We start from the raw sequence: 25,730 nt of genomic DNA on the forward strand, positions 1-25,730 counted from the left end.
CGCCTACTCGAAGTCGATCTGGGCGGTCGGGTGTGCGGCGGTGATCCGGTCGCGGACCGCCCCTGGGAACAGGTTGCCGTACAAGTTGGCCACCGCCAGATCGGGGAGCGTGTCGAAATCCGCCGGCAGGTCGTTGAGCTGATTGAACCTCAGGTCGACGATCCGCAGCCGACGAAACGTCCCGATCCCGGCGAAGTGCTCGGGCTTGAGCTTGAGGCGCTTGGTGTTGCGCTGCCACCGGCTGATCCGGAGCTCCTCCAGCCCGGGCAGCTCCATGGCGAACAGCTCCCGCAGGAAATCGTGCGACGGCAGGGGCGTGCTAGCGCGGCGGCTGTGTCCGCCGAAGCCGAGGACCCGCAGCGCTGGCAGGCGGCCGAGGTCGGGCAGCGGGTCGCGCAGCAGACCGAGGCTGTCGCCGAGGTCGAGCTCTTCGAGGCGGGTCAACCGCAGCAGGCTGTCGGGGACGGTGTCGAAGTAGTTGCCGCTCAGGTCGAGCCGGCGCAGGTTCGGGAAGGTGGTGACGGCCTCGGGGAAGGTCCGCAGGAAGTAGTGGCTCCCGCCGGTTATGGACACCTCCTCGACGGCGGCCAGCCCGTGCGCGGAGTCGGGGAACACGACGTCGGTCCCGTCGGCGACCAGCTTGCGCAGCGCGACCAGGTCGCCGAAGGCGTCCGGCAGGACGAACCGCGTCACCTCCGGCAGGTTCCACTCCGACCCCGACCCCGACCCCGTGTCGACGGAGACGGACAGGTAGGAGATGTCGAGTTCCTCGAGGGCGGTGAGCCGGCCGATGGCGGCCGGCAGGGTGAACTCGACCGTGTCCAGGTCCGTGTCCCGGTTGCCGGCGACGCACAGCACCCGGAGCGCGGCCAGGTCGCCGATCGATTCCGGCAGGGCGGTCAGCTCGCAGTTGCGCACCGACAGGTGCTCCAGCCGGGTGAGCGTCCCGAGCGCCTCGGGCAGCTCGCCGATCGGGTTGCCGTCCAGGATCAGGGTGCGCAGCCACGGCATCTGGAGCACCTCGGCGGGAAACTCCTTGAGCTTGCGCCCGGTCAGGTCGAGGTGCTCCACCCGGTCGGCCTGGGACCGGGACACCTCGGCTTCGGCCGACTCGGCCGCCGTCCGGGCTCCGGGCCGCAGGACCGGCAGCCCGGCCCGCAGCCGGCCCAGGAACGCATCGACGTCCAGACAGCGCTCCTCCGCGTCGACGACCTCGGGCACGAACGCCTCGACGATGCCCGGCTTGGTGTAGTCGGCGTCCTTGGCGTCGCCGACGTTGTCCACCCAGCGCCCGCCGACGGCATGCACGTCCATGGCGTGGTCGAAGTCGATCACCCAAGGGGTCTCGACGGTCCCGGTCCGTAGCCGGCCGTGGTTGTAATAGCCGTAGACGAGGTGTGTGAAGGCGCCGTCGTGGATGTAGATCTCGCAGTCGCCGGCCTCCAGGGTCTCGGCCTCGGTGCGACCGCCGACGTAGAGTCCGGGCTGGTCCTCATAGAGCGCGATCGGGCCGTTGACCGTCAGATTGCCGGTGATCACGATCAGCTCGACGTCGTCCTCGTCGTCCCCGCTTCGCAGGGCATTGACGGCGTCCAGGAAGTCCCCGTCGACCGCGAGATCGCCGTCGAAGAACAGCACGCTGTCATAGTCGGACGACTCTCCTTCACTCTCGAACGCGGCGGACAACGCGCCGCTCAGACGGGCGTCGGCGTCGGCATAGGACAGGGATGCGGGGGTGGCGGATATCGGCATGGCGACGAGCATAGGTCCGCGCTGAGACAGCCCTACGGGAAAGTCCAGCGCCGTCGTGAGGCTGCTGGCCGCCCCGCCGTCGATACCGGGGCCGTGGAAGTCGGTTGTGATCGCCGCGCCCGCCGCGCGGGCCTGTTCGGCGAAGTCCTTCGACTGGGGCAGCAGCAAGTCTTCGTAGTCGGTTTGGTGCCGGGTGGGTCCAGAGGGCCGGCTGCGCCGCCCAGCTGCGGCAGCTGAGCACGCGGCTCGGCGGGGCCGACCTGGTCGAGGCGAGCGCCGGCAGCCGGCCGTCGCGGCCGCCCGCCTGGGCGAGGGCGAGCGCGCCTGGATGCACAGGGTCAGGAGTGAAGCAGCGGACGATCGGGGTAGTGGGCGTGGATGTTCGATGACTTCGCGGTTGATGTGGTTGATGTGGGGGAGACGGAGCTGTTCGTCCGGTACGGGGGCTCGGGTTCTCCGGTTTTGCTGCTCCACGGCCATCCGCGTACGCACGCGACCTGGCACCGTGTCGCGCCGATCCTCGCCTCGCGTCACAGCGTGATCTGCCCGGACCTGCGTGGTTACGGCCGTTCCGGAAAGCCGCCCACGACCGCAGATCACGCTCCCTACTCCAAGCGCGCCATGGCGGCCGACATGGTCGCCCTCATGCGGGCGCTGGGTCACGAGCGGTTCGCGGTGGCCGGGCATGACCGTGGTTCCTATGTGGCTCATCGGCTCGCCGCTGACCATGCCGACGTCGCCACGCGGCTGGTGGTGATGGACGGCATCCCCATCGGCGAGGCCCTGGCCCGTGCTGACGCCAAGTTCGCCGCGGCCTGGTGGCACTGGTTCTTCCTCGGCCAGACCGACAAACCCGCCGAGCGCGTCATCAACGCCGATCCGGACGCGTGGTACACGGCCTCGGCCGAGCAGATGGGCCAGGAGGCGTACGAGGACTACCACCGGGCGATTCACGATCCGGACACCGTCCACGCGATGTGTGAGGACTATCGCGCTGGGCTGACGGTGGATCGCGCGAACGACGACGCCGACCGGCTGGCGGGCCGCCGCATCAGGTGCCCGACACTGTTCCTGTGGTCCGCCGAAGACGACATGCAGGAGCTGTACGGCGACCCGCTGCAGATCTGGCGCCAGTGGGCCGACGACGTCACCGGCCGGGCGATCGACAGCGGGCATCACATGGCCGAGGAGGCTCCGGACGAGCTCGCGGCGGCCCTGCTGGAGTTCCTGCTCTCCGCGTCCGCGTAGCGGAGGCCACCCGCCCGCCGATCAGGTCCGTGTCAAAGCAGATCGGCCGCCGGCCGGCAGGGGTCTCGGGTTGGGGCTGGGTCCGGTACGGCCCCGCCGTACCGGACCCAGAAGCCGCTCAGCCCGCGGTGTCGAAGTTGATGGCCGAGTAGGCACGCAGCTTCCACAACTGGTGCTCGCTCTCGACCTTCCTGATCGTCCCGGAACGTCCGCGCATGACCAGCGAGTGGGTGACCGCCACCCCGCCGCGGAAGCGCACGCCCTGCATGAGCTCGCCCTGCGTGATGCCGGTCGCGGCGAAGAAGACGTCGTCCGACTTGACCAGGTCGTTCGTGGTCAGGACCTGGCCGAGGTCGTGTCCGGCGTCCAGGGCCCGGCGGCGCTCGTCCTCGTCGCGCGGCCAGAGCTTGCCCTGGATCACGCCGCCCAGGCACTTGAGGGCGCAGGCGGCCACGATGCCCTCCGGCGTGCCGCCGATGCCCAGCATCAGGTCGATGCCGGTGCCGGCGCGCGCCGCCATGATGGCGCCGGCCACGTCGCCGTCGGGGATGAACTTGATCCGCGCCCCGGTCTCCCTGATCTCCTTCACGATCTGCTCGTGGCGCGGGCGGTCGAGGATGACGACCGTGACGTCGGCGGGCGAGGACCCCTTGGCCCGCGCCACCGCCTGGATGTTGGCCGCCACGGGCGCTTCGATGTCCACGACGCCCGCGGCCTCCGGGCCGGTGACCAGCTTCTCCATGTAGAACACGGCCGACGGGTCATACATCGAGCCGCGCTCGCTCACCGCGATCACCGAGACCGCGTCCGGCATGCCGAGCGCCGTCAGCCGGGTGCCGTCGATCGGGTCGACGGCCACGTCGCACTCGGGGCCGCTGCCGTCGCCGACCCGCTCGCCGTTGAACAACATCGGCGCATGGTCCTTCTCGCCTTCGCCGATCACCACGACGCCGTTCATGGAGACGGTGTTGATGAGCTGGCGCATCGCGTTCACCGCGGCGCCGTCGGCGCCGTTCTTGTCGCCCCGTCCCACCCAGCGGGCCGCGGCCATGGCGGCCGCCTCCGTGACGCGGACGAGCTCCAGAGCCAGGTTGCGATCAGGGGCGTGCTCGCCTGTGGCCAGCGCTGCGGGTACAGACGTCTGATCGGACATGATGGTTACGGCCTCCTCGTCGACAACTGTCTCGATCGTAGTTGCCCCTCTTTCCCCGGTCAGCGGAGGATAATGTGCCTCTCATGAGCAGCGATGTGGAACGTGCGGTGACGGGCCGTGGCGCGGCGACACGCGTCGGGCTCCTCACGGCGGCCAAGGAGGTCTTCGTCTCGAAGGGCTTCGCGGAGGCCGGCGTCACCGATGTGGTGGCCCGCGCCAACGCCAGCGTCGGCAGCCTCTACCACCATTTCTCCGGAAAAGCCGACCTCTATCTCACGCTGTTCGAGGAATTCCAGGCGAGACAGACCCAGCGCACCAAACGCGCCGCCCGGGAAGCCCGCGATGCGGGCGAACACGACCCCATGCGGGTATTCCTGCGCGCCGCCCGCGCCTATCTGGACGGCTGCCTGGAGGAGCGGGACCTCGCCGTGCTCTTCCTGCGCGGCGACGGACCGCCCGGCTTCGAAGTGGTCATGCGCGACCGCCTGCGCACCTGGGCCTCCCGCAACGCCGCCCTCTTCGAAGGCCAGCCCGCGCTGGTCGTCGCGATCACGGGCGCCCTGGCCGCTGCGGTGAACGAGGTCACGCTGACGGGCGACCGCAAGCTGGCCGACGACGTCCTGACCATCATCGGCCGTCTCCGACCCGTCGCCCCGGCAGGGTAGCCTCAACAGTTGTGCGGTTGACCCAGACTTTCTACGGCTACGTCGTAGCCATGCTCGTCTGCCTGGCCGGCGTGGGCGTGTTCCTGCTCATGACGCCGCAGAGCCGGACCGAGCACATCCCCAAGCGCGAGTACACGATCACGGTGGCCAACTTCAACCGGGCCGTGCCGTACAGGGTGTGGCGTCCGTCGCAGGACCCTGCGGGCTGGATCGCCAACAGCAACCGCATCGCGGACGGCTCCGCGGGCGCCAAGGTCCTCTACCTCGGCTTCGCCACGGCCAAGCGCGAGCACGCCATGTTCGCCCAGTCCGGCGAGCAGCCGGCCGCGGGCTTCGGCAACCGCATGGCCAACAGCGACAGGTCCATCGGCACCGAGCAGATCAACGGCCAGCCGTGGGACAAGCGCTTCCGCGAGGACAAGAAGCAGCGCACCCTGATCCGCACGCTGCCCGGCGTCACCCTCGTGGTCACCGGCACCGCCGACTGGCCCGAGCTCACCCAGCTCGCCGCCTCCCTCCAGGAACTCCCCAAGCCCTCCTGAGCCGTCTAACGTCGAGGCATGACCGGACTCGGACAGGTTGCCCAGCACGCCGATGACCTGGACAGGGCCACCGCCTTCTACCGGGACGTCCTCGGCCTGCGTCACATCGCCACGTTCGACCCTCCGGGCCTGGTCTTCTTCGACCTGGGCGGGGTCCGGCTGCTGATCGAGAAGGCCGCCCCGCCTGCCCGTCTCTACCTGGCCGTTGACGATGTCCGGGCGGACGTCGAGCGCCTGCGGGAGCGGGGTGTGCCGATCGTCGAGGAACCGCACGTCATCTTCACCGACGACGGCACCTTCGGCCGGGCGGGCGCGGAGATCTGGCTGGCGGCGTTCGAGGACTCGGAAGGCAACGTGGTCGGCTACATCACCTAGGCCGAAGGCCCCGGAACACGGTCCGGGCCAGGTCGTCCAGCCCGTCCTTGATCTGGTCCACCGTGAGCCCGCGCTCGGTGCGCTGGAAGTGGATCAGCCCGGCGCCGGCCGGGGCAAGCAGGGCATCGGCCAGGAAACGGGCCTGCGCGGCCGGCCGTATGCGGGTGAGCAGGGCGCTCAGGTGGGTGTGATAGACCGCGTACGGCCCGGTGAAGCGGGCCTTCGGCGAGCTCTTCTCCAGCAGGAGGAAGAGTTCCTCCTGCCCGAAGACATGATCCACCAGCCCTCGGAGGAACGCGGCGATCCGCTCCTCGGGGGCCGCGCCGGGCCCAAGGGGCGGCGGCCCGGTCAGGAACGCGGCCTGGAAGTGCCGCTCGCGCTCGTCGATGAGCGCGTAGATCAGCCCCGCCCGGTCGCCGAACCGCCGGTAGACCGTGCCGACGCCGACACAGGCCGCGCGGGCCACCTCGTCGAGGGAGAGCTGCTCGGCGCCCTGTTCGGCGACCATCCGGGCGGCGCAGTCGACGATCTTCTGCCGGTTGCGGGCGGCGTCGGCGCGTTCTGGCTGGGGCTGTCCGAGCACGGGGAGTTGCTGGCGTTCGCGCACAGCTTGAGCATAGCCATGACAACCGGAGAGCTCTCCGGTTAAGCTATGCGGAGAGGTCTCCGGTTCTTTGTCTCTTGGGAGGTTGTCATGGCTAACGACTTCAACCAGCAGGTGATCGACGAGTTCCGCGCGAACGGCGGCAAGGTCGGGGGCTACTTCGAGGGCAGCGACCTCGTCCTCCTCACGACCACGGGCGCCAAGAGCGGCAAGCAGGTCACCTCACCCGTCATGTACATGAAGGACGGCGACCGTTACGTGATCATCGCCTCCAACGCCGGCGCCGACCACCACCCCGCTTGGTACCACAACCTGGTCGCCAACCCCGACCTCACCGCCGAGATCGGCACCGAAACCTTCCCCGCCAAGGCCGAGCAGGTGCCCGACGAGGAGCGCGACGCGCTGTACGCCCGCATGGTCGCCATCGCCCCGGGCTTCGCCGAATACGAGGCCAAGACCACCCGCCGCATCCCCGTCCTCGCCTTCCACCGCACCGCCTGACGCGTCCTCTGCGGGACCTCCTCCGGTCCTTTTTACGGCGAAGCCAAGGGCACGCCAACCGCCGCACGTGGCTGAGGACATTCCAGGGAAACAGTCGTCCACCGTGCATGGCGGGCCGCCGACACGAGCGCCCCGCCGGCCACCCGCGTGGTCACCCGCGTGGTCACCAGCCAACCACGCGGCGCGGGCACACGACAGGCGGCCAGTCAGCAGGCAGGCGACGGGCGGCAGCAGGTCAGCGGGCACACGACGGGCGGCAGCAGGTCAGGGGCCAGCCTGATACGGAGTTCCCTTGACAGTCCGGGATGCACCGGGTGGACGCCTCGGGGGCCTGCCCGGTGCGGCAACGGGCTGACGACGGGCCGTCGCGGCGGGGTATGTGTCCGACGTGAGAAGCGACCCCCACGATCGGCGCCCGCCCACGTCGGCGGGTGGCGTGGGGGCGGCTCCGCCGTAAAGGAGGGGCGCGCAGGACGCCGGGACGATCGCGGAAGGCACGCAGGACGCCGGGACGGGCGCAGGAGGCGTCCAGGACGCCGGGACGGGCGCAGGCGGCGCGCAGTACACGGGGACGGGCGCAGGAATCAGGAGCTCGGAAGCGCGGTCAGAAGGGCGCGTCGTCGGTCGGGTCGGGGCGGCGGGCCATGGCGGCGGCTAGTTTGACGCGGGCCCCCTGGAGCCATTCCTCGCACACCGCCGCCAGCTTCTCCCCGCGTTCCCACAGCTCGATCGACTGCTCCAAGGTGAGCCCGCCCGTCTCCAGGCGGCGGACCACCTCGGTCAGCTCCTCTCGGGCCTGCTCGTAGGACGGCGTAGGGCCGGGTGCGTTCTCGTCTGCCACGCGACCCACCCTAGAGTCAGACACCGACAACCGCGCCCTGGCCCGCCGAAGAGGGCGCTGATGTGACCGTTCGCGAGGGAGCTGATGTGACTGTCCGTGCCGCCACCCGTGCTGACATTCCGGAACTCGTCCGCCTGCGTGAAGTCCTGGCCGACCGCATGGCCGAGGACGCCGGCCACCCCGCCGACGACAACTGGCAGGAACCCTACGCCACGAGCCTGAACGAGCGCCTGGGCGACCCGGACGTGGCCGTGCTGGTCATCGACGGCGACACCGACGGCACCTTGGCCGCATGCGGGATCGGGTTCGTCTTTCAGCGCTTCCCCGGCCCCGGACGGTGGGACGGGCGGTTCGGCTACATCCTGGGCATGGCCACCGACCCCGGCCACCGGCGCCGGGGCCACGGCCGCGCCATCATGAACGCCCTCATGGCGTGGTACCGCGACAACGACGTGACCCGCGTCGACCTCCACGCCACCGCCGACGGCGAACCGCTCTATCGTTCGCTGGGCTTCACCCAGCCCTATCCGGCGATGACCTGGTTCGCCTAGGAGTCTCTAGGAATCGGGCTCGTCGAGCAGGCTCTCCCCGGCGGGCTCGGGCTTCTTGCGCGCTTTGCGGGGGCGGGCGGGCTCCCCCTCCGCGCGCACGGTCAGCCGGTCGTCGGTCAGCCGGATCGTCAGCGTGTCGCCCGCCGCCACGTCCTTGGCCCGCCGCACCACTTCGCCGCCGGGACGCTGCACGATCGCATACCCGCGCTCCAGCGTCGCCGCCGGCGACAACGCGACCAGCTGGGCGCGCAGGTGCGACAGCGAGTCGGCGGCCCGGTCGAGCGAGCCGGTCAGGCTGCGCCGGGTCCGCTCGCGCAGCGCGTCCACCTGCTCGGCCCTGCGTTCGAGCTCACGCACCGGATCGGCCAGCGACGGCCGCGAGCGCACCGACGTCAGCCAGGACATCTCGCGATCCAGCCAGCCGCCCATCATCCGGCGCCCCCGGTCACGCAGCTGCCGCACCAGCGTCAGCTGCTCGCCCACGTCGGGCACGACCTTCTTGGCCGCGTCCGTGGGCGTCGAGGCGCGTACGTCGGCGACCAGGTCGAGCAGCGGGCTGTCCTGCTCATGGCCGATCGCGCTCACCACCGGCGTACGGCAGGCGGCCACGGCCCTGACCAGGCTCTCGTCCGAGAACGGCAGCAGGTCCTCCAGCGAGCCGCCGCCCCGGGCGACGACGATCACCTCGACCTCGCGGTCGGCGTCCAGTTTGGTCAGCGCCTCGGTGACCTCGCCCACGGCGTAAGGGCCCTGGACGGCCACCTCCTCCACCTTGAACCGCACGGCCGGCCAGCGGCGCCGGGCGTTCTCCAGCACGTCACGCTCGGCCGCCGAATCGCGGCCGCAGATCAGCCCGATCGTGCCCGGCAGGAACGGCAGCCTGCGCTTGCGGTCGGCGTTGAACAACCCCTCGGCCGCCAGCAACTGCCGCAGCCGCTCCAGCCTGGCCAGCAACTCGCCCACGCCGACCGGCCGGATCTCCAGCGCGGTGAACGCGAACGAGCCACGGTTGACCCAGAAGTCCGGCTTCACGTGGACCACGACCCTGGCGCCGTCCGCCGGCCTCGGCACGGCCGCCTCGTAGACGCCACGCGGCGCCGTGACCCGCGCCGAGACGTTCGCCACCGGGTCCCGCAGGGTCAGGAACACCGTCCCGCCCCGCGCGCTCAGATCGGTGATCTGGCCCTCGACCCAGACCGTGCCCAGCTTGCCGATCCAGCCGCCGACCATCTGCAGGACCGTGCGGATCGGCAAGGGTGACTCGGGGGAGGTCTTCGAGCTCATGGCGGCCAGACTACGGGGCGGGGCCGACTATTCTCCGGCTTCGAGCTTGGCCAGGCGGTTCTCGTACATCTTCACGACCGCCGGACGCGCCTGCGTGGCCTGCTCGTAGGCGAGGAACTCCCGGATCTGCCCGGCGCTCTTACCCCGCATCCTGGCCCGCAGCGACGCCACGGTCAGCCCGTCATACCCCTCCAACGGCTCCCTGCCCTGGGCCTTGCTGGCACCCTTGGCCGCCCGGGACTTGGAGGGCTCCGGCTGCGCCGTCGCGGCGGCCTCGACCTCGGAGGAGGGCGGCGTAACGGCCGCGTCGGCCGCCGGCTTGGGCTTGGCTGCCGTCCGCCGGGTGGCCCGGGGCTTGGCCGGCTTGGCGGGCCTCGCCTCGGTGGAGGGCTCCGGCTGCGCCGTCGCGGCGGCCTCGGTCTCAGGAGAGGGCGGCGCAACGGCCGCGTCGGCCGCCGGCTTCGCCTCGGCACTCGCGGCCACATCCGCGGCGGCCTCAGGCTTTCCAGCACCGGTGGCGGGCTTTGCCACATCTGCCTCGGGCTCCGCGGCCTCGGTCTTGGGCTCCACCTCGGCAACCGAGGCAGCGCCGGCCTCCGGCTTCGTCGTAGCAGCCGCGGGCTTCGCAGCACTCGCCTCAGCAGCCTCGGGCTTCGCTGCTTCAGCCGCGGACCCACCCGAAGGCCTCGCCGTGGCGGTGGAGGCGGTGGTTTCGGGCTTTGCCTCGGCAGCCGGGGCCTCGGCCGGCTTGGCCGGGGTGAAGATGACCGGTTCCACCTTGGTCTTCGGGGCGGTCCCGTTGGGCTCCGCCGTACCGGTGGAGGAGGGGCGAGGCGCGAAGATGACCGGCTCCCTGCGCGGCTTCGGCTCGTCGGCGTCGGTGAGCTGGTCGGCGGCGGGGCGGGTGGCGGACTCCTCCTCCGTCTCCTGCTTGGCCAGCCCCTTGATGGTGTTCTTCACCCGGTCCACGAACAGCAGTGCCTGCCCGGCCGCGCTGAGCGTGGATTGGATGACGACGAGGGGAAGCTCCTTGGCCTTCTCCTTGTCGGTGACGGTTTTGGCGATGTTCCGTATCACGTCGCTGAGGGACATGAGCACTCCCTGGGGTTACACGGGGCGGGGGCCCGGTTGGGACGGCAGTCTGGCAAACGTGCGAGGTACCCCGCACGCTCCGGCCGGTTCGCCGCTCCACGTAGCATAGGGAGCATGGAGCCGAAGACCCCCACCAGCCGACGCGTCCTCGTAGCCAAGCCGCGTGGCTACTGCGCCGGAGTCGATCGAGCCGTGGTCGCGGTCGAGAAAGCTCTCGAGCAGTACGGCGCGCCCATCTACGTGCGCAAGCAGATCGTCCACAACGTCCACGTGGTCAAGACGCTCGAGGCCAAGGGCGCGATTTTCGTGGAGGAGACCGACGAGGTGCCCGAGGGCGAGATCGTGGTGTTCTCCGCCCACGGCGTGAGCCCGGCGGTCCACAAGGAGGCCAGGCAGCGGCAGCTGCGCACGATCGACGCCACCTGCCCGCTGGTGACGAAGGTGCACAACGAGGCCAAGCGGTTCGCCGGCCAGGACTACGACATCCTGCTCATCGGCCACGAGGGCCACGAGGAGGTCGAGGGCACCGCGGGTGAGGCTCCTGACCACGTTCGGCTGGTCGACGGCGTCGAGTCGGTGGAGCACGTCCAGGTCAAGGACCCGAGCCGACTGGTCTGGCTGTCCCAGACGACCCTGTCGGTGGACGAGACGAACGAGACCGTCGCCCGGCTCAAGGAGCGGTTCCCGACGCTGATGGACCCGCCGAGCGACGACATCTGCTACGCCACCCAGAACCGCCAGGTCGCGGTGAAGGAGATCGCGGCCGAGTCGCAGCTGGTCATCGTGGTCGGCTCGGAGAACTCCTCCAACTCCAAGCGCCTGGTCGAGGTGGCCAAGGACTACGGCGCCGACGCCTCCTACCTGGTCGACTACGCCAGCGACATCCGTGACGAGTGGCTGGAGGGCGTCACCACGGTCGGCGTGACCAGCGGCGCGTCCGTGCCGGAGGAACTGGTCGAGGAGGTGCTGGCGCACCTGGCCGGGTTCGGCTTCGACGACGTGCGCGAGGTGCAGCCGGTGGACGAGCGCATGCGCTTCGCCCTGCCGCACGAGCTGCGCAAGGACCTGCGCGCCTCCTGACGCCTGACCTGTCTGAGAAGCTTCCCTGACGCCTATTCTTCGCGGCGGGCCGTGCCGTACACGCGCGGCTCGAAGTAGCCCTCGGGCTCGGGCGCGAACGTCTGCTCCCTGCGCGGCCGTGGCACCTCGGCTCCGGCCCGCAGCTCTTCGCGCAGGTCGCGGACGTTGTCCCGCAGCCCGCGCCGCCAGGCGACGGCCAGGACGACGGCCGATCCGGCGAACAGCCACGGCGCCCCCGCCGACAGCGAGGTGTAGAGGCCGAGCGCGAGCGAGCCCACGATCGAGGCGGAGCTGAAGGCGCGCAGAAGTTCGACGACGAAGGTGGCGCAGAAGAACACCAGCGGCGGCGTCACCACGAGTGACAGCAGCTCGCGCCGGTTCGCCAGGATGACGCCGAGCAGGCTGCCGGCGACGAAGAACAGCCCGATCAGGAACCCCAGCCCGAGCCACGATGTCAGGACATATCCTGCAATGGTGGCCGCGAAGGCGAGCGCGATCGCGCCTCGGGCGGTCAGCTTCACAGCCGAACGCCTGCCTTTCCCACTCACCGGTCTCGCCCCCCTTACTGCGACCCGTTGGCCAACTTACCGTTCGCCTGCGAAATCAGAGACGACGTTTCCAGGAGTTCGGGCGAGGCGAGGGGCCTGGGCAGCCCTTCGAGCATCTCCGGAGCGTCCAGCTCGCCGTCGACAACTCCTAGGTCGTGAAGCTTGCGCGCGGTGACCAGAACACGGCTTTCGAGCGATCCAACCGTCTTGTTGTAGGTCTCCACGGCCCGGGTCAGCGACTTGCCGAGCGAGTCCACGTTACGCCCGAGGGACGACAGCCGCTCGTACAACTCCTTGCCCAGCTCGAAGACCGCCCGCGCGTTCTCGCTGAGCGCCGCCTGCTGCCAGGCGTAGTGCGCGGTGCGCAACATCGTGATCAGCGTGGTCGGGGTGGCGATGTGCACGCGCCGGGTCATCGCGTACTCCAGCAGCCCCGGGTCGCGCTCCAGCGCCGGCGCCAGGAACGCCTCGCCCGGGATGAACAGCACCACGAACTCGGGCGTCGGGTTGAACGCCTGCCAGTACGCCTTCCCGGCCAGCTGGTCGATGTGCTGGCGCACGTGCTTGGCGTGGGCGTCCAGCCGGACCGAGGCCAGCGACTCGTCGGACGCCTCCGCCGCCTCCAGATAGGCCGCCAGCGAGACCTTGGAGTCGACCACGATGTTCTTGCCGCCGGCCAGCCGTACGACCATGTCGGGCCGCTGGGCGCCCTCGGTGACCTGCTCGTCGAAGTCGCAGTGGCGCTGCATGCCGGCGATCTCGGCCACCCGCCGCAGCTGCAGCTCGCCCCAGCGCCCGCGCGCCTCCGGCCGCTGCAGGGCGCGCACGAGCGCCGTCGTCTGGGAACGCAGCTGCTCGTTGCTCTGCCGTACGAACTCCATCTGCTTGGCCAGCTCCGCGCGGGCGGCGCGTGAGCCCGACTCGGTGTCGCGCAGCTGCGCCTCGACCCTGGCCAGGAGGTCCTTCAGCGGCTCGACCAGGTGCTCGACGGCCTGCTTGCGCTGCTCCAGCTCGCCGCTGGCCTCGGCGCGGGTGGCCGCCAGGCGGGTCTCGGCCAGCTCGAGGAAGCGGAGGTTGTTGACGTCCAGGGCGCGCGTGGACAGCGCCTGGAAACGCTCGGCCAGCTGCTCCTCGACGTACTCGAGCTTGTCGCCGGCCGCCTTCGCGCGGGCGTCGGCCTCCGCGACCCTGACGGCCATCCTGGTGCGCGCCAGCAGGAACCCGATGGCGAGGCCGGCGGCCAGTCCGATGAGAAGGGAGACGACGTCCACTCCAGGCATCGTCCCACGACACGCGGCGCGGATCTTCCCGACACGCTTGCGCATTCCGCTTGTGCGGCACATCTCGCGTCACTCAGAGTACCCATATGGCTACCGGTTCGCGCATGATGGTCTCGCTCGCCGCCACCATCGCGGTGGCCGCCGTCGTGGTCGCCGCCGCGGGCACCGTCATCGCGGGCCGTGCCCGGCCGTCGCCGTCGGCCATGCCCCGCCAGACGCTGATGTGGTCGCCGGGCTCCTGCGCCGCCCGCGACGGGGCCCGCTTCTCGCTGACGCCCTGCGCGCGCGGCCAGGCCGAGGTCCTCACGCTCGCCGCCGACCCTCCGGGCCGCGGCGACTGCCCCGACGACACCGACGAGGTCGTACGGCTCGGCGGGGGCCGCACCGCCTGCGTCCGCAACTTCCAGGAGCCCCACCCCGGACGTCCCGGGCAGGGCGGCGGCGTGCTGCGCGCGGGCGACTGCGTGGCACTCGACGGCCGCGAGCGCCCGTGCTCGTCCGCGTCGTGGTACGGCAGAGCCGTGGCGGTCACCGGCGACGCCACCAGCTGCCCGCCGGGAACCCTCGACACCCTGGACGCCCCCGACGCCGTGGTCTGCCTGGGCAAGGGTGGCGGCGTCCTGGCGGCGGGCATGTGCGTGGCCGCGCCGCGCAAGGGCGTGGTCAGGCGCTCGGCCATCTCCGGCGTCCCCTGCGCCTCGTCCCGCGCCTGGGCCCGGGTCACCGGCATCGAGAAGTCGGCACGCGGCTGCCCGAAGGGTTCCGACCGGTTCTTCCGCGCCCGAGGCGCCTATCGGCCGGTGACCTGCTTGCACCTTGTGAGCAAGTAAACTCGGCCATCGTGAGTGAGCGCAGCGAGCGAACCATTAGACACAGCAGTCAAAGGCTCGCGCGAACGACGGAGTCGGTCGCGTGAGTCTCTCCATCGGCATCGTCGGCCTGCCCAACGTCGGCAAGTCCACGCTTTTCAACGCGCTGACCAAGACCGGCAACGCGCTGGCGGCCAACTACCCGTTCGCCACCATCGAGCCCAACGTGGGCATCGTGGGCGTGCCCGACGACCGGCTGCCCAAGCTGGCCGAGATCTTCGGCTCGGCCAAGATCCTGCCGGCGAAGGTGGAGTTCGTCGACATCGCGGGGCTGGTGCGCGGCGCTTCGGAGGGGCAGGGGCGGGGAAACCAGTTCCTGGCCAACATCCGCGACACCGACGCGATCTGCCAGGTCATCCGGGTCTTCGCCGACCCCGACGTGACGCACGTCGACGGTGAGATCTCCCCCAAGCGGGACATCGAGACGATCAACACCGAGCTCATCTACGCCGATCTTCAGACGGTGGAGAAGGCGATCCCGCGCCTGCAGAAGGAGGCGCGCAACAACAAGGACAAGAAGAGCGCGCTGGAGGCGGCCGAGGCCGCGGCCAAGGTGCTGGAGACCGGTAAGACGATCTTCGAGAGCGGCCTCGACCTGGACGGCTTGCGCGAGCTGCACCTGCTGACGGCCAAGCCGTTCCTCTACGTGTTCAACCTCGACGCCGACGAGCTGGTCGACTCCGCGCTGCGCGAGCAGCTGTCGGCCCTGGTGGCGCCGGCCGAGGCGGTCTTCCTGGACGCCAAGATCGAGTCCGAGCTGGTGGAGCTCGACGACGAGGAGGCCCTGGAGCTGCTGCAGTCCGTCGGGCAGGAGGAGTCGGGGCTGTCGCAGCTGGCCCGGGTCGGCTTCGAGACGCTGGGTCTTCAGACGTACCTGACGGCCGGCCCCAAGGAGACGCGGGCCTGGACGATCAAGAAGGGCGCGACCGCGCCCGAGGCGGCCGGCGTCATTCACACCGACTTTCAGCGCGGCTTCATCAAGGCCGAGATCGTCTCCTTCGACGATCTCGTCGAGGCGGGCTCGATCGCCAGCGCACGCTCGGTGGGCAAGGCGCGCATCGAGGGTAAGGACTACGTCATGCGCGATGGCGACGTGGTTGAATTCCGCTTCAACGTTTGACCATCTACGTCAACCCCTCCCGGCGCTCATGCGTCGAATCGTCACGGCGTTCACGCTGACTCGGGAGGGCCTGATGATCCGTCGCATACTTCGCAAACGACGCCCGGCGCCGTCGCTGGCCGGCATCAGCATGGAGGAGGAGCTCGCCTTGCTCAGGGTCGAGCTCATGTACGGCCTGCGGGTGAACCGTGAGGCATACCTTCGCAGGAAGGTCGACGAGCGGGCCGAGGCGGCCGCGCGGTTGAGCGGCGCCAACGCCGCGGACATGCTGGCCGGGCTGCGCGACTCGCTGGAGCGCGCGGTGCCCCGGCACAAGGTCGTGGACCTGGGCTCCCGGCGCAACGTTATCGATCTTCGTGGCCGCAACGTCGTCGAGTTGCACGGACGCCGTTCCTCGGAGGATCCGGAACCCGCCTGACCAGGCGTGGTTCGGCCGGCCGCACTCCCGTCCCGGGGGTGCGGTTTGTCGTGTTTTATGGCAAATGCGCAGCTCGGGACAGTCGCTGAGCCATTTGGACAGCAATCTCTGTCCGGAAGGTAATGGGCGATGTGCGTCTAGCCTGGTCGAATGCCAATTCCACAGGAATGGGACAGGAGCCGGCACTCCGTCCTGTCATACGGACTCGGTTTGCCCCCGAGCGGCGATGCCTGCAGCATGGGCGTGGCTTTCCTGGAACAATTGGCAGGACCGGATAGGGTGACACCTTCACCACGGATGATGGGGATCGGCAACGGACGACACCGCGCCAGCCGGGGGGACGGGCGCGAGCGGAGGCGTGATGGCTCGTAGGTCAACCGTCCAGCAAGGTCCTCGGACCACTGGCGATCCTGACCTGTCCGCGCGCCCTGACGCGCCCGACTACGCCGCGCCGGCCACCCGGCCGCGCCGCGGACGCTGGTCAGGCGGCGGCGGACGCTGGCTGGTATGGACCGGCCGCGCCATTCTGTGGGCACTTATTATCGTTATCGTGGTTAATGGGGTTCGTGCCCTATTTGAGCGGGCGACGGCGGCCAATACCCCGGCGGCGAATGGAACCTCCCAGGTCGGGCCGGGATTCCCCAGCGACCGCGCGTCCGCGTTCGCCGCGCAGTTCGCCGGCGTTTACCTGAATTTCACGGCGGCGGACGCCGCGAGCCGGGCGGGCAAACTCGGCCCGTTCCTGCCCGACGGCGCCGACCAGCAGTTCGGCTGGGACGGCTACGGCCGCCTGGGCGCGGTCGGCATCCAGCCGTACGACATCGAGGTCATCGACGCCCAGAACGCGGTGGTCTCGGTGGTCTTCCAGACGGGCAGCCGCCGGTTGGTGCTGTCCGTGCCGGTCTACTACTCGGGCGAGGAGGCCGGGCGCAAGTTCGTCGTGTCCGGCCGGCCCGCTCTGCTGCCCGCGCCCGCCGCCGCCGACCTGCCCCAGCTCGCCGGCCCGGAAAGCGACGCGGCGGCGGAGGCAGAGCTCAAGCCGCAGCTCGAAGCCTTCTTCAAGGCGTACGCGCAGGGTGACACCCAGTCGCTCAAGCGCTACTTCGTCGCCGGGAAGACCCTGCCCGACCTGGGCGGGGCGCTGACCTTCGGCGAGCTCAAGGGCGTCGTGGTGCCTGTGGGGGGTGCCACCAGAGAGATCCAGGCAGAGGTGGTCGTGGTGTGGATCGTGCCGACCGGCGCGACACCCTCGGCCGACCCGACCGCCGACCCCAGCGCGGTCGGCGGCCGACTGGAGCAGGCATATCGCCTCACTGTCGAGAAGCAAGGCGACAAGTGGTACGTCAAAGACATCCGCGGCGCCGGTCGAGCCGTTGGATAGACGCACACCAGCGTTGCTGATCGGCACCCCCCCGGGAGGACAAGAAGTGATCTTGAAGACCGTAGTGCTCACCCTCATCGACCAGGTGGCGGCCCTGACGCCGTCGCCCGCGCCGACGGGCCCCGACACCTCGGGGCTCGCCAACTTCCTGCGCGGCTTCTTCGCCCCGCTCTTCCTCGTCGTCGTCTCCGTGGTCGCGCTCTTCTTCCTCTTCACCCGCGAGATCACCAGATTCGTGCAATTCCTGATTCTGGCCGTGGCGATCGGCGTGATCTTCTACGTTCCCAACATCATCGAAGTCACGGCCAAGGCGATCGCAGGCGCTCTGGGTATCAGGTAGAGGGTTGAAGCCGCGCCCCGGCGGTCATTGAACGAGCGAGCGGGTGGAGAGGAGGGCCGCGTGGACCTGCCCACGTATACCAATATCTGGCGAATTGAGAAGCGGCTCTACAAGCTGTACGACCTACGGCTGCCGACGCCGCTCCCCATCGTCTGGATCGGTGTCTTCGCCGGTGTGCTCGCGCCCTGGGCCTTCCTCCTCTGGCTGGTCGGCCTCCCTTTCGCGACCCCCTGGCACGTGGTCTACCTGGTCCCGCCCGGCATCGTCACCTGGCTGTCCACCCGCCCCGTCATCGAGAACAAGCGGCTGACCGAGCTCATGCAGTCCCAGCTGCGCTACATGGGTGAACCACGCGCCTGGACCCGCATGGCCCCCGCCACCGAACCCGAGGCCGTCACCTTCTCCGGCCGCGTCTGGCGTGTCCTCCCGGCACGCGCGAAGGCCGCGAAGGCCCAGAAGAAGGCTCGCCACACGCAGCGCAAGCACGCAGCCGTCCCCGCCACGGCGTCGGCCCGCGCCGTCCGCCCAGCGGTGGCCGCGGCCGCGGCGGCCGCCACCTCCGCCCCGGTCGCCCCGCCCACCCGCTGGGGCGCCGCCACCCCGCCCCGCCGCGGCGCCGCCCCCGCCCTCCCGGCCGACGGCCAGCTCCGCACCGTCGACACTCCGGCGGAGGAACACCGCCCGGCCGCCCTGCCACCCACCGGGACTCCGCCGGCCACGGCCACCCCGAGTGCCCGCCCCAGAACGGAACGACGCGCCACCCCAGACGAGGCGGCCGCCCTCGGCCACGACCTTCCCGCGGTCTCCTGGGGTTCCAGGAGCGCACCAGAAGGTGAGAAGTCCGTGGCCTCGGCCAAGCCGATCGACGCCGAGGCCCTCCGCAGGCTGCGCCGCCTGGCCGCCACGGCGGACACGACTCCGGCCGCGGCCACGCCGCCGCACACCACACTGCCGCCGGGCCGCACGGCCTCGGACACGTCAGTGCCGTCGAGCCGCACGGCCTCGGACACGACGCTGCCGCCGGGCCGCACGGCCTCGGACACGACGCTGCCGTCCCTGCCCGAGGGATCGGGTACGGCGGTGCCGTCCGCGTCCGAGACCGCGGCGTCGGGGTTGGACGCGCGCTCTCGGTCTGAGGCAGCGGGTACGGCGACGCCGTCTGGTTCTGCGGGGTTGGACGCGCAGCCCGGGGCTGAGGCGCCGGGCATGGGCCTGCCACCCGGTCCTGCGGGGTCGGATGCGGGCCCCAGGACTGAAGCGCCGGATACGGCGGTGCCGTCCGCTGCCGCAGGGTCGGATGGGCAGTCCGGGTCTGCGGCGGAGGCTTTGGCGGGGCCGTCCGAGGGGCAGGGCCTGACCGTGCTGCCGGGGTCTCAGGCGCTGGACGGGGCGCTGTCGTCGGGGGCCGGGACGCCGGGCGTGGAGTCGCCGCGCCGGCCCGAGGCGCCCGCACGGGCGGACGGCTCCCAGGCGCAGGACGATGCCCGGTCGCAGCACCGCAAGGGACAGCCGCCCCGGCAGGGGGCTCCGTTGTCGTTGCCCGGTGGGCAGCGCACGTGGCCTCCGGCCGGCACAGACGCCAAGAACCTGCCGCCGGTTCGCCCGTCGGCTTCGGCGGGACTCGAGTTCCCGGGGATCTCGGCCTCCAAGGCCGACGACTTCTTCCCGGTGGCGCCGGTACCGGGAGCGAAGCCCGCGAGCCCCACACCGGAGGAGCCGACAGTCTCGGAGCCGGCCGTCTCGGGACCGGCCGTCTCGGGACCGGCCGTCTCGGGACCGGCCGCTTCGGAGCCGACCGTCTTGGGACCGGCCGTCTCGGAGCCGGTCGTCTCGGAGCCGGCCGTCTTGGAGGTTGTCGCGCCACCTGGTGACGCCGCCTCCCCGGAAACCTCCGCGCCCATGGCCGAAGCGCCCTCCGTGGAAGCCGCGCCCGACGTGGAAGGCAGCTCCAACGCCGACTTGTCTGCGCCAGAAGGCGGAGCGCCCGAGGCTGTGGTGTCTTCGCTGGAGGCCGCCGGGCCTAAGGCTGTGGCGCCGCTGCCGGAGCTTGTCGGGTCCGGGCAGGTCGAGGTGCCCAAGCCGTTCCGCCCTGCCGCCGGGCAGCCCAAGCCTGCCTTCCGCCCCGTCGCCCCCGAGGCGGGCAAACCGGCCATCCCCGCGGCGCACCTGCCCGCGGATGTCGAGCCCCAGGCCGGCCCCCCTGCGGACGTCAGGCCGCCGGTCACCCAGAAGCCGGCCGCCTTGGCCCCCGACCTCCCCATCGGCCAGGCGGGAGGGCGGCCTGCCGTACCGGACGAGCGGGTGCCGGGGCCGCGGAGTGGTGAAGGGCGGGTGCGGCGGATCGAGTCGGTCGTGGGGCGGGACTCCGGTGGCTGGCGGCGGATCGCGCAGGTCGTGGTAGGTGGCGGCGGGCCCAGGACGGATGGGTCGGAGATCGACGAGGCCCGGGCCAGGGCGGTGTTCGGGGGCAGCCGGAGGGTCGTGGTGCTCGGGTGTACCGGGGGCGCCGGGCAGAGTACGACGGCGCTCATGCTCGGGCACACGCTGGCCAAGGTGCGCGATGACCGGATTGTCGCGGTGGATGCCAACACGGGCGCCAACACGCTGACGAGCCGGATCCAGCCGGAGTCCCCGGAGACGCTCACCAGCCTGCTCTCGGGGCTGGATCGGGTCAGCGGGTATCTGGGCATGCGCGGGTACACCAGCCGGACGCCCTCCGGGCTGGAAGTCGTCGGGGCGGACACCGACGCGGGGGCGGAGCAGCGGCTGGCGGATCGGACGCTCTTCTCCGACCAGCGGCTCGGCCAGGCGGTGCAGCTGCTCGACCGGCACTACAAGCTTGCGGTGATCGACCCGGCGGCGGCGCTGGCCGCCCGCGTCCTGCCGTACTCGGACCAGCTGGTGCTCGTCGTCCCGGCCAGTGAGGAGGCGGCCGAGGCGGTGGCGATGACGTTCGAGTGGCTCGACGGGCACGGTTGCGCGGACCTGCGCCGGCGGGCCGTGATCGTGGTGAACGGCGTGAGCAGGCGCTCGATGGCCGATGTCGAGCAGGCGGAGGCGGTGGCCCGTGGCAGGTGCCGGGCGATCGTGAGGGTCCCCTGGGAGGACGAGCTGGCGCCGGGCGGCGTCGACGCGGTCGATCCGGGGCAGTTGCGCGCGGCCGGGCGGCGAGCGTATCTGGCTCTCGCCGGGGTCGTGGTCGCGGGCTTCGCGGCACAGATGGTCCGAGCGAGCGAGGAGGAGTTGGCCAGTGACCCCCCGGGCACGAGAATCGGTGAGCGTTAGGTGAACATGCGTGCAGGTCAGGCCCGTTCATGCGTCGAGGGGGCGGCATGAGCAGGGCGTCGCGAGCGCATCAGCGTCTTGCGGTCCGCTATTTCGACGACCGCATCCTGCTCACCGATACCTGCGCATGGGCATATTTCCGGCTTCCAACGGTCAGCTATGAGTTCGTCACCCCCGAAGAGCGCGAGGCTCTGGCGACCAACATCACGATCGCGCTCGCGGCGATCCGCATGCCCGACGCCGAGGTGCACCTGAGGGTGGCGCACCGGACCTATCCGGCGGCGGAGTGGGCGATGGCGCTGAACGGCACCTCCGACGAGGGTCCCGGCTGGCGGGACTACCTGGAGGAGATGTACCGGCACGTCTGGGCCAAGGACTTCTGGTCCAAAGAGGTCTATCTCGGTGTACGGCTGGGCTCGCGCGGCCGGCAGATCGGGCAGGGAGTCCTGGCCCAGTTGTTCGGCTTCTACCAGCGCACCGAGAAGGTGCTGGGCCTCGACGACGATCATGTGCCGGACAGTGAGATCAGCAGATGGACCGAGCAGGCGGAAAGACTGGGCAGAGCACTCGCGTCAAGCGCTCTCTACGCCCGGCACGCCACCTCGACCGAGGTGGCGTGGCTGTTCCAGCACGCCGCCTCCGGTTCGGTCGGGGACCCGCAGCCGTCGGCCAGCCCGCGCCGCCGCTGGGGCAGGGGTGAGATCGAGTCGCTGGTCGAGGGCGAGATCCACAACGGCAGGTCGCTGCTGCGCCTGGTGCAGCCGCAGGGTGACTCCTATGTGGCCTACCTGTCGTTCGCCCGCTTCCCCGACCTGATGCCGTTCCCGGACGGCGAGCCGTGGATGCACTTCTCCGACCAACTCCCGTTCCCGGTGGAGATCTCCAGCCGGATGCGGCTGATCCCGCCGGTCAAGGCGTCGAAGGACGTGGCGCGCAAGCTCGCGCACGCCCGTGACATGGACATCCACATCCGGGAGGCCGGCGCGGAGGCCCCGATCGCGCTGGCCGAGCAGATCGACGCGGCCAGGATGCTGGAGCACGGCATCACGAAGGAGCGCCTGCCGTTCGTGTACGGCTGGCACCGCCTGATCGTGAGCGCCCCGACCGAGGAGATCTGCGTGCAGCGGGTCGAGGCGGTCGTGGAGCACTACCGGGACATGGGCATCGACGTGGTGAACTCGACCGGCGACCAGTTCTCGCTGTTCTGCGAGACGCTGCCGGGGGAGAAGGTCCGGGTCAACGCCTACGCCCAGCGGCAGCCGCTGCGCACGATCGCGGGCGGCATGGCCACGGCCACGGTGGATCTGGGCGACCGGATGGAGGATCCGGCCAGCGGCTGGCTGGGGCCGTACATCGGGGAGACCGTCGGCAGGGCGCGCAGCATCGTGCACTTCGACCCGCTCGTCGCGGCGATGCGCAACAGGCCCACGGCCATCGCGATCACCGGGGAGCCGGGCGGCGGCAAGACCACGCTGGCGCTGCTGATGATCTACCAGATGGCGTTGCGGGGCGTGACGGTGGCGGTGATCGACCCGAAGGGCGACGCCGAGTCGCTGGTGCGGCTGCTGCAGAAGCGCGACCGCAAGGCGCGGGTGATCCCGCTGGGCTCGGCGGCGCCGGGGCTGCTGGACCCGTTCTCCTTCGGCGACGACATCGCGGCCAAGAAGACGATGGCGACCGAGACGCTGCGGTTGCTGCTGCCGCGCATGTCCGAGGAACGCGAGTCGGCGATGATCCAGGCGGTCGCCGCGGTCTCGAACGCGCCGGACCCGTCGCTGGGCAAGGTCGTGGACCACCTGGAGGAGTCCGAGGACGCCGCCTCCAAGAACCTGGGCGCGGTGCTGCGCTCCATGTCGGAGATGCACCTGGCCCGGCTCTGCTTCGACCCCTCGGGCGGTGAGCAGATCGACACCGAGGGCTGGACGACGGTGTTCACGCTGGGCGGGCTGACCCTGCCGGACGTGACGACCGGGCGCGACGACTACTCCTACGAGCAGCGGCTGTCGGTGGCCCTGCTCTACCTCGTCTCGCAGTTCGCCCGCAGGCTCATGAACGGCCTGGACCGGCGCTCGCCCAAGGCGATCTTCCTGGACGAGGCGTGGGCCATCACCTCCACGCCCGAGGGCGCCAAGCTGGTGCCCGAGGTCAGCCGCATGGGCCGCTCCCGCAACACCGCGCTGGTCCTCGTCTCCCAGAACGCCGGCGACCTGCTGAACGAGCAGGTGACCAACTGCCTGTCGTCCGTCTTCGCCTTCCGCTCGACCGAACGGGTGGAGGTCGATCACGTCATGTCGCTGCTCGGCGTGGACGGGTCCGAGGAGCACAAGGCCGTGCTGCGCTCGCTGGGCAACGGCGAATGCGTATTCCGTGATCTGGATGGCAGGGCCGGACGCATTGCAGTAGACCTGATCTCTGAAGAGCTGCTGCGCTGGCTCGACACGAATCCGACGCATGACAAACCCGGCGACAGCGGGAATGATCTTCAAGGGGGCGTGGGCAGGGCGCAGGAGGTGCGGTCATGAAAGTACGGCTAGCCAGGCGGCTGGCTGTCGCGTTGGCACTGCTCGCGGGCATCATCGTGTTGCCCGCGGTCATGGGTGCCATGTCGCCGGCGGCGGCCGCTCCGTGCGAGTTGTCCGGGACGCTCGCTCCGGAGATCGTGGGCGGTGGCATGGATGGACTCCTCATGCCGCCGCAGCCTGCCCAGGGCGCCGGCGCGCCGGCGGCCCAGGGCGCCACCGCGCCGCCGCCGGCCACCAACTACCAGCAGTTCGGCACCGCCGGCCAGTTCTGGCACACCTACGACATCGGCTGCGACTTCGGCGCCTGGGCCGGCAACGCCTGGGCCAACCAGGTCTTCCTGTGGGCCAAGGCGATCGACCGGCTGACGATCACCACCTACCAGGCGGCGGCCACCGAGGGCCCGCTGGCGGCGATCAAGGACGTGGTCGACGACATCGTCACGAACCTGTCCGAGGCGATGTACTGGCCTTACCTGCGGCCGGTCGTGATCCTCGGCGCGATCTGGCTGGCGTGGTACGGCCTGATCCGCAAACGGGCCACCACGACCACCGAGGGCATCATCTGGATGGTCCTCGCGGTCACCGTGGCCACCTGGTTCTTCAGCCGCCCCCAGGACTTCACCGGGCTCGGCAAGGTCGTCACGGACAAGACCGGCGAGGTCGTCAACTCGGCCTTCTCCGGCCTGCCCGGCGCCGGCGGGACCTCCTGCCTGCCCGGGCCCGGGCAGACCAGCCCCGAGGTCAAGACCGGCGGCTACGCGCACACGGGCACGCCCACGGTGGACCAGAACGCCGACGCCCTGTGGTCCACGCTGGTCTGCAAGCCGTGGCTGATGGGCATGTTCGGCACCGCCGACCCCAACCAGCCGATCGTGCGCGACTACGGCCGGGCGATGCTGGAGATCCAGACGCTCGACGCCGCCGAGCTGGCCAGCGGCAGCCGGGACAACGGCGCCCACCAGGCCAAGTACGCCGAGTACGCCGACAAGCTCAAGGGCGACCCGCGCTACTTCGTCTTCCAGGGCAAGGAGTGGACCAGCCGCGTGGGCGTGGCCATCGGCGCCCTCATCGCCGCCCTGGTCGCCGGGTTGCTGATCTTCCTGGTGGCGGTCTCGCTGCTGGTGCTCAAGGTCGGCTTCCTGCTGCTGCTCATCATGGGACCGGTCTTCCTGCTGCTCGGCGTGCACCCGGGCAGCGGGCGCATCATCGCCATGCGCTGGGTGGAGATGCTGGTCGGCACCCTGCTCAGGCAGGCGGTGCTGGCCCTCGTGCTCGGCGTCCTGGTGTACGGCTACGCGCTGATCATGTCCACGGCGTTGCCCTGGGGCATGCAGATCCTGTTCATGGCCCTGCTGACGATCGCGGTGTTCTTCTACCGCCGGCCGTTCCAGCACTTGTTCGCCTCGATGAACGGGCACACGCTGACCACCCGCATGCTCGGCGACGCGACCACGGCGCCGGTGCTGAACCGGGCCTCGAACGTGCTGCCTCCGGTGGCCGCCCAGAAGATCAAGAACTGGGGCGTGCGCAAGGCCGAGCCGGCCCTGCAGGCGGCGGCCATGGCCGGAGCGACGGGCGCGGTGGCGGGAACGGCGGCCAGAGCCGCGGCCGGCGCCGAAGGCGGCGCACCCGGCTCACCGTCGGGCAACCGGATGCCCTCCACCCCGGCTCCGCTCAATCCAGACGAGAAGGGCGCCAAGGGAGGAGCCCGTACGGCTCCCGCCGCGCGCACCGGCTCCGCCCCGCCGCTCAACCTGGGCGGCGGCGCACCCACCCGCACCGGCCGCCCCGGCGGCCGGGGGCCGGGCTCCGGCGGGCCGGGCGGCGCAGGCGGCACTCCGGCGGCCGGAGGCTCCGGTGGTTCTGGGGCCGGGTCCGGTGGGTCGGGCGGCGGCTGGTTCGGCGGGCGCTCCGGCGGCGGCTGGGCGTCACGCGGTGGTTCGGGCTCCAGGTCGGGCGCGTCCCGGGCGAGCTCGGGCGGTTCGCGACGCGGCTCCGGCGGCGGCATCTTCGGTGGCGGTTCCGGGCGCGGCGGCGGTTCCGGCCGGTCGGCCTCGGGCTCCGGGCGTTCTGGCGGCTCACGGTCGTCCGGCGGCGGGATCTTCGGCGGGTCCGGCGGCTCCTCGGGCGGCGGCATCTTCGGCGGCTCCGGAGACGTGCCCAGGGCGCGCTCCTCGGAGGCGCCCCCGCTCTGGCTGCCGAGCCGGCGCGGCGGTGGCGGGGGCGGTGACGAGCCGCCGGTGCCGTTCTGGTTGAAGCCCAACTCCGACAAGGATTGA

23 protein-coding genes are annotated in these 25,730 nt (G+C 70.9%); 15 read left to right on the plus strand and 8 right to left on the minus strand.

Annotated elements, in window-relative coordinates:
* Positions 1 to 3 precede the first annotated feature (3 nt).
* Positions 4 to 1,920, minus strand: coding sequence for a leucine-rich repeat domain-containing protein (locus tag FVE25_RS24935; protein ID WP_246267383.1), 1,917 nt, complete (start codon positions 1,918 to 1,920; stop codon positions 4 to 6).
* A gap of 210 nt (positions 1,921 to 2,130) precedes the next feature.
* On the opposite strand from FVE25_RS24935, the gene FVE25_RS24940 reads away from it, so the two are divergent.
* Positions 2,131 to 3,000: an alpha/beta fold hydrolase gene (locus FVE25_RS24940; protein ID WP_157249452.1), complete on the plus strand. Its 870-nt coding sequence runs from the start codon at positions 2,131 to 2,133 to the stop codon at positions 2,998 to 3,000.
* Positions 3,001 to 3,118: 118 nt separating this feature from the next.
* Here FVE25_RS24940 and glpX read toward each other — a convergent pair whose 3' ends face one another.
* A complete protein-coding gene (glpX, locus tag FVE25_RS24945) occupies positions 3,119 to 4,153 on the minus strand; it encodes a class II fructose-bisphosphatase (protein WP_157249453.1) in 1,035 nt (344 codons plus the stop codon).
* Positions 4,154 to 4,236: 83 nt separating this feature from the next.
* On the opposite strand from glpX, the gene FVE25_RS24950 reads away from it, so the two are divergent.
* Genes FVE25_RS24950 through FVE25_RS24960 form a run of 3 tightly spaced genes read left to right on the plus strand, consistent with a single transcriptional unit; the run spans position 4,237 to position 5,735 of the window.
* Positions 4,237 to 4,818: a TetR/AcrR family transcriptional regulator gene (locus FVE25_RS24950; protein ID WP_157249454.1), complete on the plus strand. Its 582-nt coding sequence runs from the start codon at positions 4,237 to 4,239 to the stop codon at positions 4,816 to 4,818.
* A gap of 11 nt (positions 4,819 to 4,829) precedes the next feature.
* Entirely contained in the window at positions 4,830 to 5,360 is a 531-nt protein-coding gene (locus FVE25_RS24955; protein WP_246267385.1) for a DUF4245 domain-containing protein, read from the plus strand.
* An 18-nt stretch (positions 5,361 to 5,378) separates the two neighbouring features.
* Complete coding sequence (locus FVE25_RS24960; RefSeq protein ID WP_157249455.1) at positions 5,379 to 5,735, plus strand: VOC family protein; 357 nt, start codon at positions 5,379 to 5,381, stop codon at positions 5,733 to 5,735.
* Here FVE25_RS24960 and FVE25_RS24965 read toward each other — a convergent pair.
* Positions 5,728 to 6,342 (minus strand): TetR/AcrR family transcriptional regulator, encoded by a 615-nt coding sequence (locus tag FVE25_RS24965; protein ID WP_157249456.1) that lies wholly within the window; start codon positions 6,340 to 6,342, stop codon positions 5,728 to 5,730. The two genes, FVE25_RS24960 and FVE25_RS24965, sit on opposite strands and share 8 nt — an antisense overlap.
* A gap of 87 nt (positions 6,343 to 6,429) precedes the next feature.
* On the opposite strand from FVE25_RS24965, the gene FVE25_RS24970 reads away from it, so the two are divergent.
* Positions 6,430 to 6,840, plus strand: a complete 411-nt coding sequence (locus FVE25_RS24970) for a nitroreductase family deazaflavin-dependent oxidoreductase (protein ID WP_157249457.1) — start codon at positions 6,430 to 6,432, stop codon at positions 6,838 to 6,840.
* Positions 6,841 to 7,444: 604 nt separating this feature from the next.
* Here FVE25_RS24970 and FVE25_RS24975 read toward each other — a convergent pair.
* Entirely contained in the window at positions 7,445 to 7,681 is a 237-nt protein-coding gene (locus tag FVE25_RS24975) for an exodeoxyribonuclease VII small subunit (RefSeq protein ID WP_157249458.1), read from the minus strand.
* Positions 7,682 to 7,767: 86 nt separating this feature from the next.
* Here FVE25_RS24975 and FVE25_RS24980 point away from each other — a divergent pair, with 86 nt between their 5' ends.
* Positions 7,768 to 8,232: a GNAT family N-acetyltransferase gene (locus FVE25_RS24980; RefSeq protein ID WP_157249459.1), complete on the plus strand. Its 465-nt coding sequence runs from the start codon at positions 7,768 to 7,770 to the stop codon at positions 8,230 to 8,232.
* Positions 8,233 to 8,238: 6 nt separating this feature from the next.
* Here FVE25_RS24980 and xseA read toward each other — a convergent pair whose 3' ends face one another.
* Together xseA and FVE25_RS24990 are read right to left on the minus strand one after the other, a co-directional pair.
* Entirely contained in the window at positions 8,239 to 9,516 is a 1,278-nt protein-coding gene (gene xseA / locus FVE25_RS24985; protein ID WP_246267391.1) for an exodeoxyribonuclease VII large subunit, read from the minus strand.
* A gap of 27 nt (positions 9,517 to 9,543) precedes the next feature.
* On the minus strand, positions 9,544 to 10,608 hold the full coding sequence (locus FVE25_RS24990; RefSeq protein WP_157249460.1) for a hypothetical protein: 1,065 nt from the start codon (positions 10,606 to 10,608) through the stop codon (positions 9,544 to 9,546).
* 114 nt (positions 10,609 to 10,722) lie between these two features.
* Here FVE25_RS24990 and FVE25_RS24995 point away from each other — a divergent pair, with 114 nt between their 5' ends.
* Complete coding sequence (locus tag FVE25_RS24995; protein WP_157249461.1) at positions 10,723 to 11,688, plus strand: 4-hydroxy-3-methylbut-2-enyl diphosphate reductase; 966 nt, start codon at positions 10,723 to 10,725, stop codon at positions 11,686 to 11,688.
* Between the two features lie 32 nt (positions 11,689 to 11,720).
* Here FVE25_RS24995 and FVE25_RS25000 read toward each other — a convergent pair whose 3' ends face one another.
* Both FVE25_RS25000 and FVE25_RS25005 read right to left on the minus strand, forming a co-directional pair.
* Positions 11,721 to 12,209, minus strand: coding sequence for a DUF6542 domain-containing protein (locus tag FVE25_RS25000; protein ID WP_246267393.1), 489 nt, complete (start codon positions 12,207 to 12,209; stop codon positions 11,721 to 11,723).
* 41 nt (positions 12,210 to 12,250) lie between these two features.
* Positions 12,251 to 13,516 carry a DNA recombination protein RmuC gene (locus tag FVE25_RS25005; protein ID WP_157249463.1) on the minus strand — a complete coding sequence of 422 codons (1,266 nt, stop codon included), beginning with the start codon at positions 13,514 to 13,516 and terminating at the stop codon, positions 12,251 to 12,253.
* An 86-nt stretch (positions 13,517 to 13,602) separates the two neighbouring features.
* Here FVE25_RS25005 and FVE25_RS25010 point away from each other — a divergent pair, with 86 nt between their 5' ends.
* The 8 genes from FVE25_RS25010 to FVE25_RS25045 all read left to right on the plus strand — a co-directional run bounded on the left by FVE25_RS25010 (position 13,603) and on the right by FVE25_RS25045 (position 25,730).
* Positions 13,603 to 14,346, plus strand: coding sequence for a hypothetical protein (locus FVE25_RS25010; protein ID WP_157249464.1), 744 nt, complete (start codon positions 13,603 to 13,605; stop codon positions 14,344 to 14,346).
* Between the two features lie 82 nt (positions 14,347 to 14,428).
* The gene (gene ychF, locus FVE25_RS25015; protein ID WP_157249465.1) at positions 14,429 to 15,505 is read left to right on the plus strand and encodes a redox-regulated ATPase YchF; all 1,077 of its coding nucleotides are present in this window, start codon (positions 14,429 to 14,431) and stop codon (positions 15,503 to 15,505) included.
* Positions 15,506 to 15,578: 73 nt separating this feature from the next.
* Positions 15,579 to 15,923 (plus strand): hypothetical protein, encoded by a 345-nt coding sequence (locus tag FVE25_RS25020; protein WP_157249466.1) that lies wholly within the window; start codon positions 15,579 to 15,581, stop codon positions 15,921 to 15,923.
* 550 nt (positions 15,924 to 16,473) lie between these two features.
* Positions 16,474 to 17,304 carry a conjugal transfer protein gene (locus FVE25_RS25025; RefSeq protein ID WP_246267395.1) on the plus strand — a complete coding sequence of 277 codons (831 nt, stop codon included), beginning with the start codon at positions 16,474 to 16,476 and terminating at the stop codon, positions 17,302 to 17,304.
* A 64-nt stretch (positions 17,305 to 17,368) separates the two neighbouring features.
* Complete coding sequence (locus FVE25_RS25030) at positions 17,369 to 17,644, plus strand: hypothetical protein (RefSeq protein ID WP_246267446.1); 276 nt, start codon at positions 17,369 to 17,371, stop codon at positions 17,642 to 17,644.
* Positions 17,645 to 17,704: 60 nt separating this feature from the next.
* Entirely contained in the window at positions 17,705 to 20,929 is a 3,225-nt protein-coding gene (locus FVE25_RS25035; protein WP_181019703.1) for a conjugal transfer protein, read from the plus strand.
* 47 nt (positions 20,930 to 20,976) lie between these two features.
* Positions 20,977 to 23,451 carry an ATP-binding protein gene (locus FVE25_RS25040; protein WP_157249470.1) on the plus strand — a complete coding sequence of 825 codons (2,475 nt, stop codon included), beginning with the start codon at positions 20,977 to 20,979 and terminating at the stop codon, positions 23,449 to 23,451.
* Positions 23,448 to 25,730 (plus strand): type IV secretion system protein, encoded by a 2,283-nt coding sequence (locus FVE25_RS25045; protein ID WP_181019704.1) that lies wholly within the window; start codon positions 23,448 to 23,450, stop codon positions 25,728 to 25,730. Before FVE25_RS25040 ends, FVE25_RS25045 begins: the two co-directional genes overlap by 4 nt.

It is taken from the genome of Nonomuraea typhae, assembly GCF_009760925.1.
GTDB lineage: Bacteria > Actinomycetota > Actinomycetes > Streptosporangiales > Streptosporangiaceae > Nonomuraea > Nonomuraea typhae.

Excerpts from the sequence above, each read along its gene's own strand:
- glpX (WP_157249453.1), bottom strand. The coding sequence starts at position 4,153 with ATGTCCGATCAGACGTCTGTACCCGCAGCGCTGGCCACAGGCGAGCAC.
- FVE25_RS25020 (WP_157249466.1), top strand. The coding sequence starts at position 15,579 with ATGATCCGTCGCATACTTCGCAAACGACGCCCGGCGCCGTCGCTGGCC.
- FVE25_RS24950 (WP_157249454.1), top strand. The coding sequence starts at position 4,237 with ATGAGCAGCGATGTGGAACGTGCGGTGACGGGCCGTGGCGCGGCGACA.
- FVE25_RS25005 (WP_157249463.1), bottom strand. The coding sequence starts at position 13,516 with ATGCCTGGAGTGGACGTCGTCTCCCTTCTCATCGGACTGGCCGCCGGC.
- FVE25_RS24970 (WP_157249457.1), top strand. The coding sequence starts at position 6,430 with ATGGCTAACGACTTCAACCAGCAGGTGATCGACGAGTTCCGCGCGAAC.
- FVE25_RS25045 (WP_181019704.1), top strand. The coding sequence starts at position 23,448 with ATGAAAGTACGGCTAGCCAGGCGGCTGGCTGTCGCGTTGGCACTGCTC.
- FVE25_RS24995 (WP_157249461.1), top strand. The coding sequence starts at position 10,723 with ATGGAGCCGAAGACCCCCACCAGCCGACGCGTCCTCGTAGCCAAGCCG.
- FVE25_RS24940 (WP_157249452.1), top strand. The coding sequence starts at position 2,131 with ATGTTCGATGACTTCGCGGTTGATGTGGTTGATGTGGGGGAGACGGAG.
- FVE25_RS24990 (WP_157249460.1), bottom strand. The coding sequence starts at position 10,608 with ATGTCCCTCAGCGACGTGATACGGAACATCGCCAAAACCGTCACCGAC.
- FVE25_RS25010 (WP_157249464.1), top strand. The coding sequence starts at position 13,603 with ATGGCTACCGGTTCGCGCATGATGGTCTCGCTCGCCGCCACCATCGCG.
- FVE25_RS24960 (WP_157249455.1), top strand. The coding sequence starts at position 5,379 with ATGACCGGACTCGGACAGGTTGCCCAGCACGCCGATGACCTGGACAGG.
- xseA (WP_246267391.1), bottom strand. The coding sequence starts at position 9,516 with ATGAGCTCGAAGACCTCCCCCGAGTCACCCTTGCCGATCCGCACGGTC.
- FVE25_RS25040 (WP_157249470.1), top strand. The coding sequence starts at position 20,977 with ATGAGCAGGGCGTCGCGAGCGCATCAGCGTCTTGCGGTCCGCTATTTC.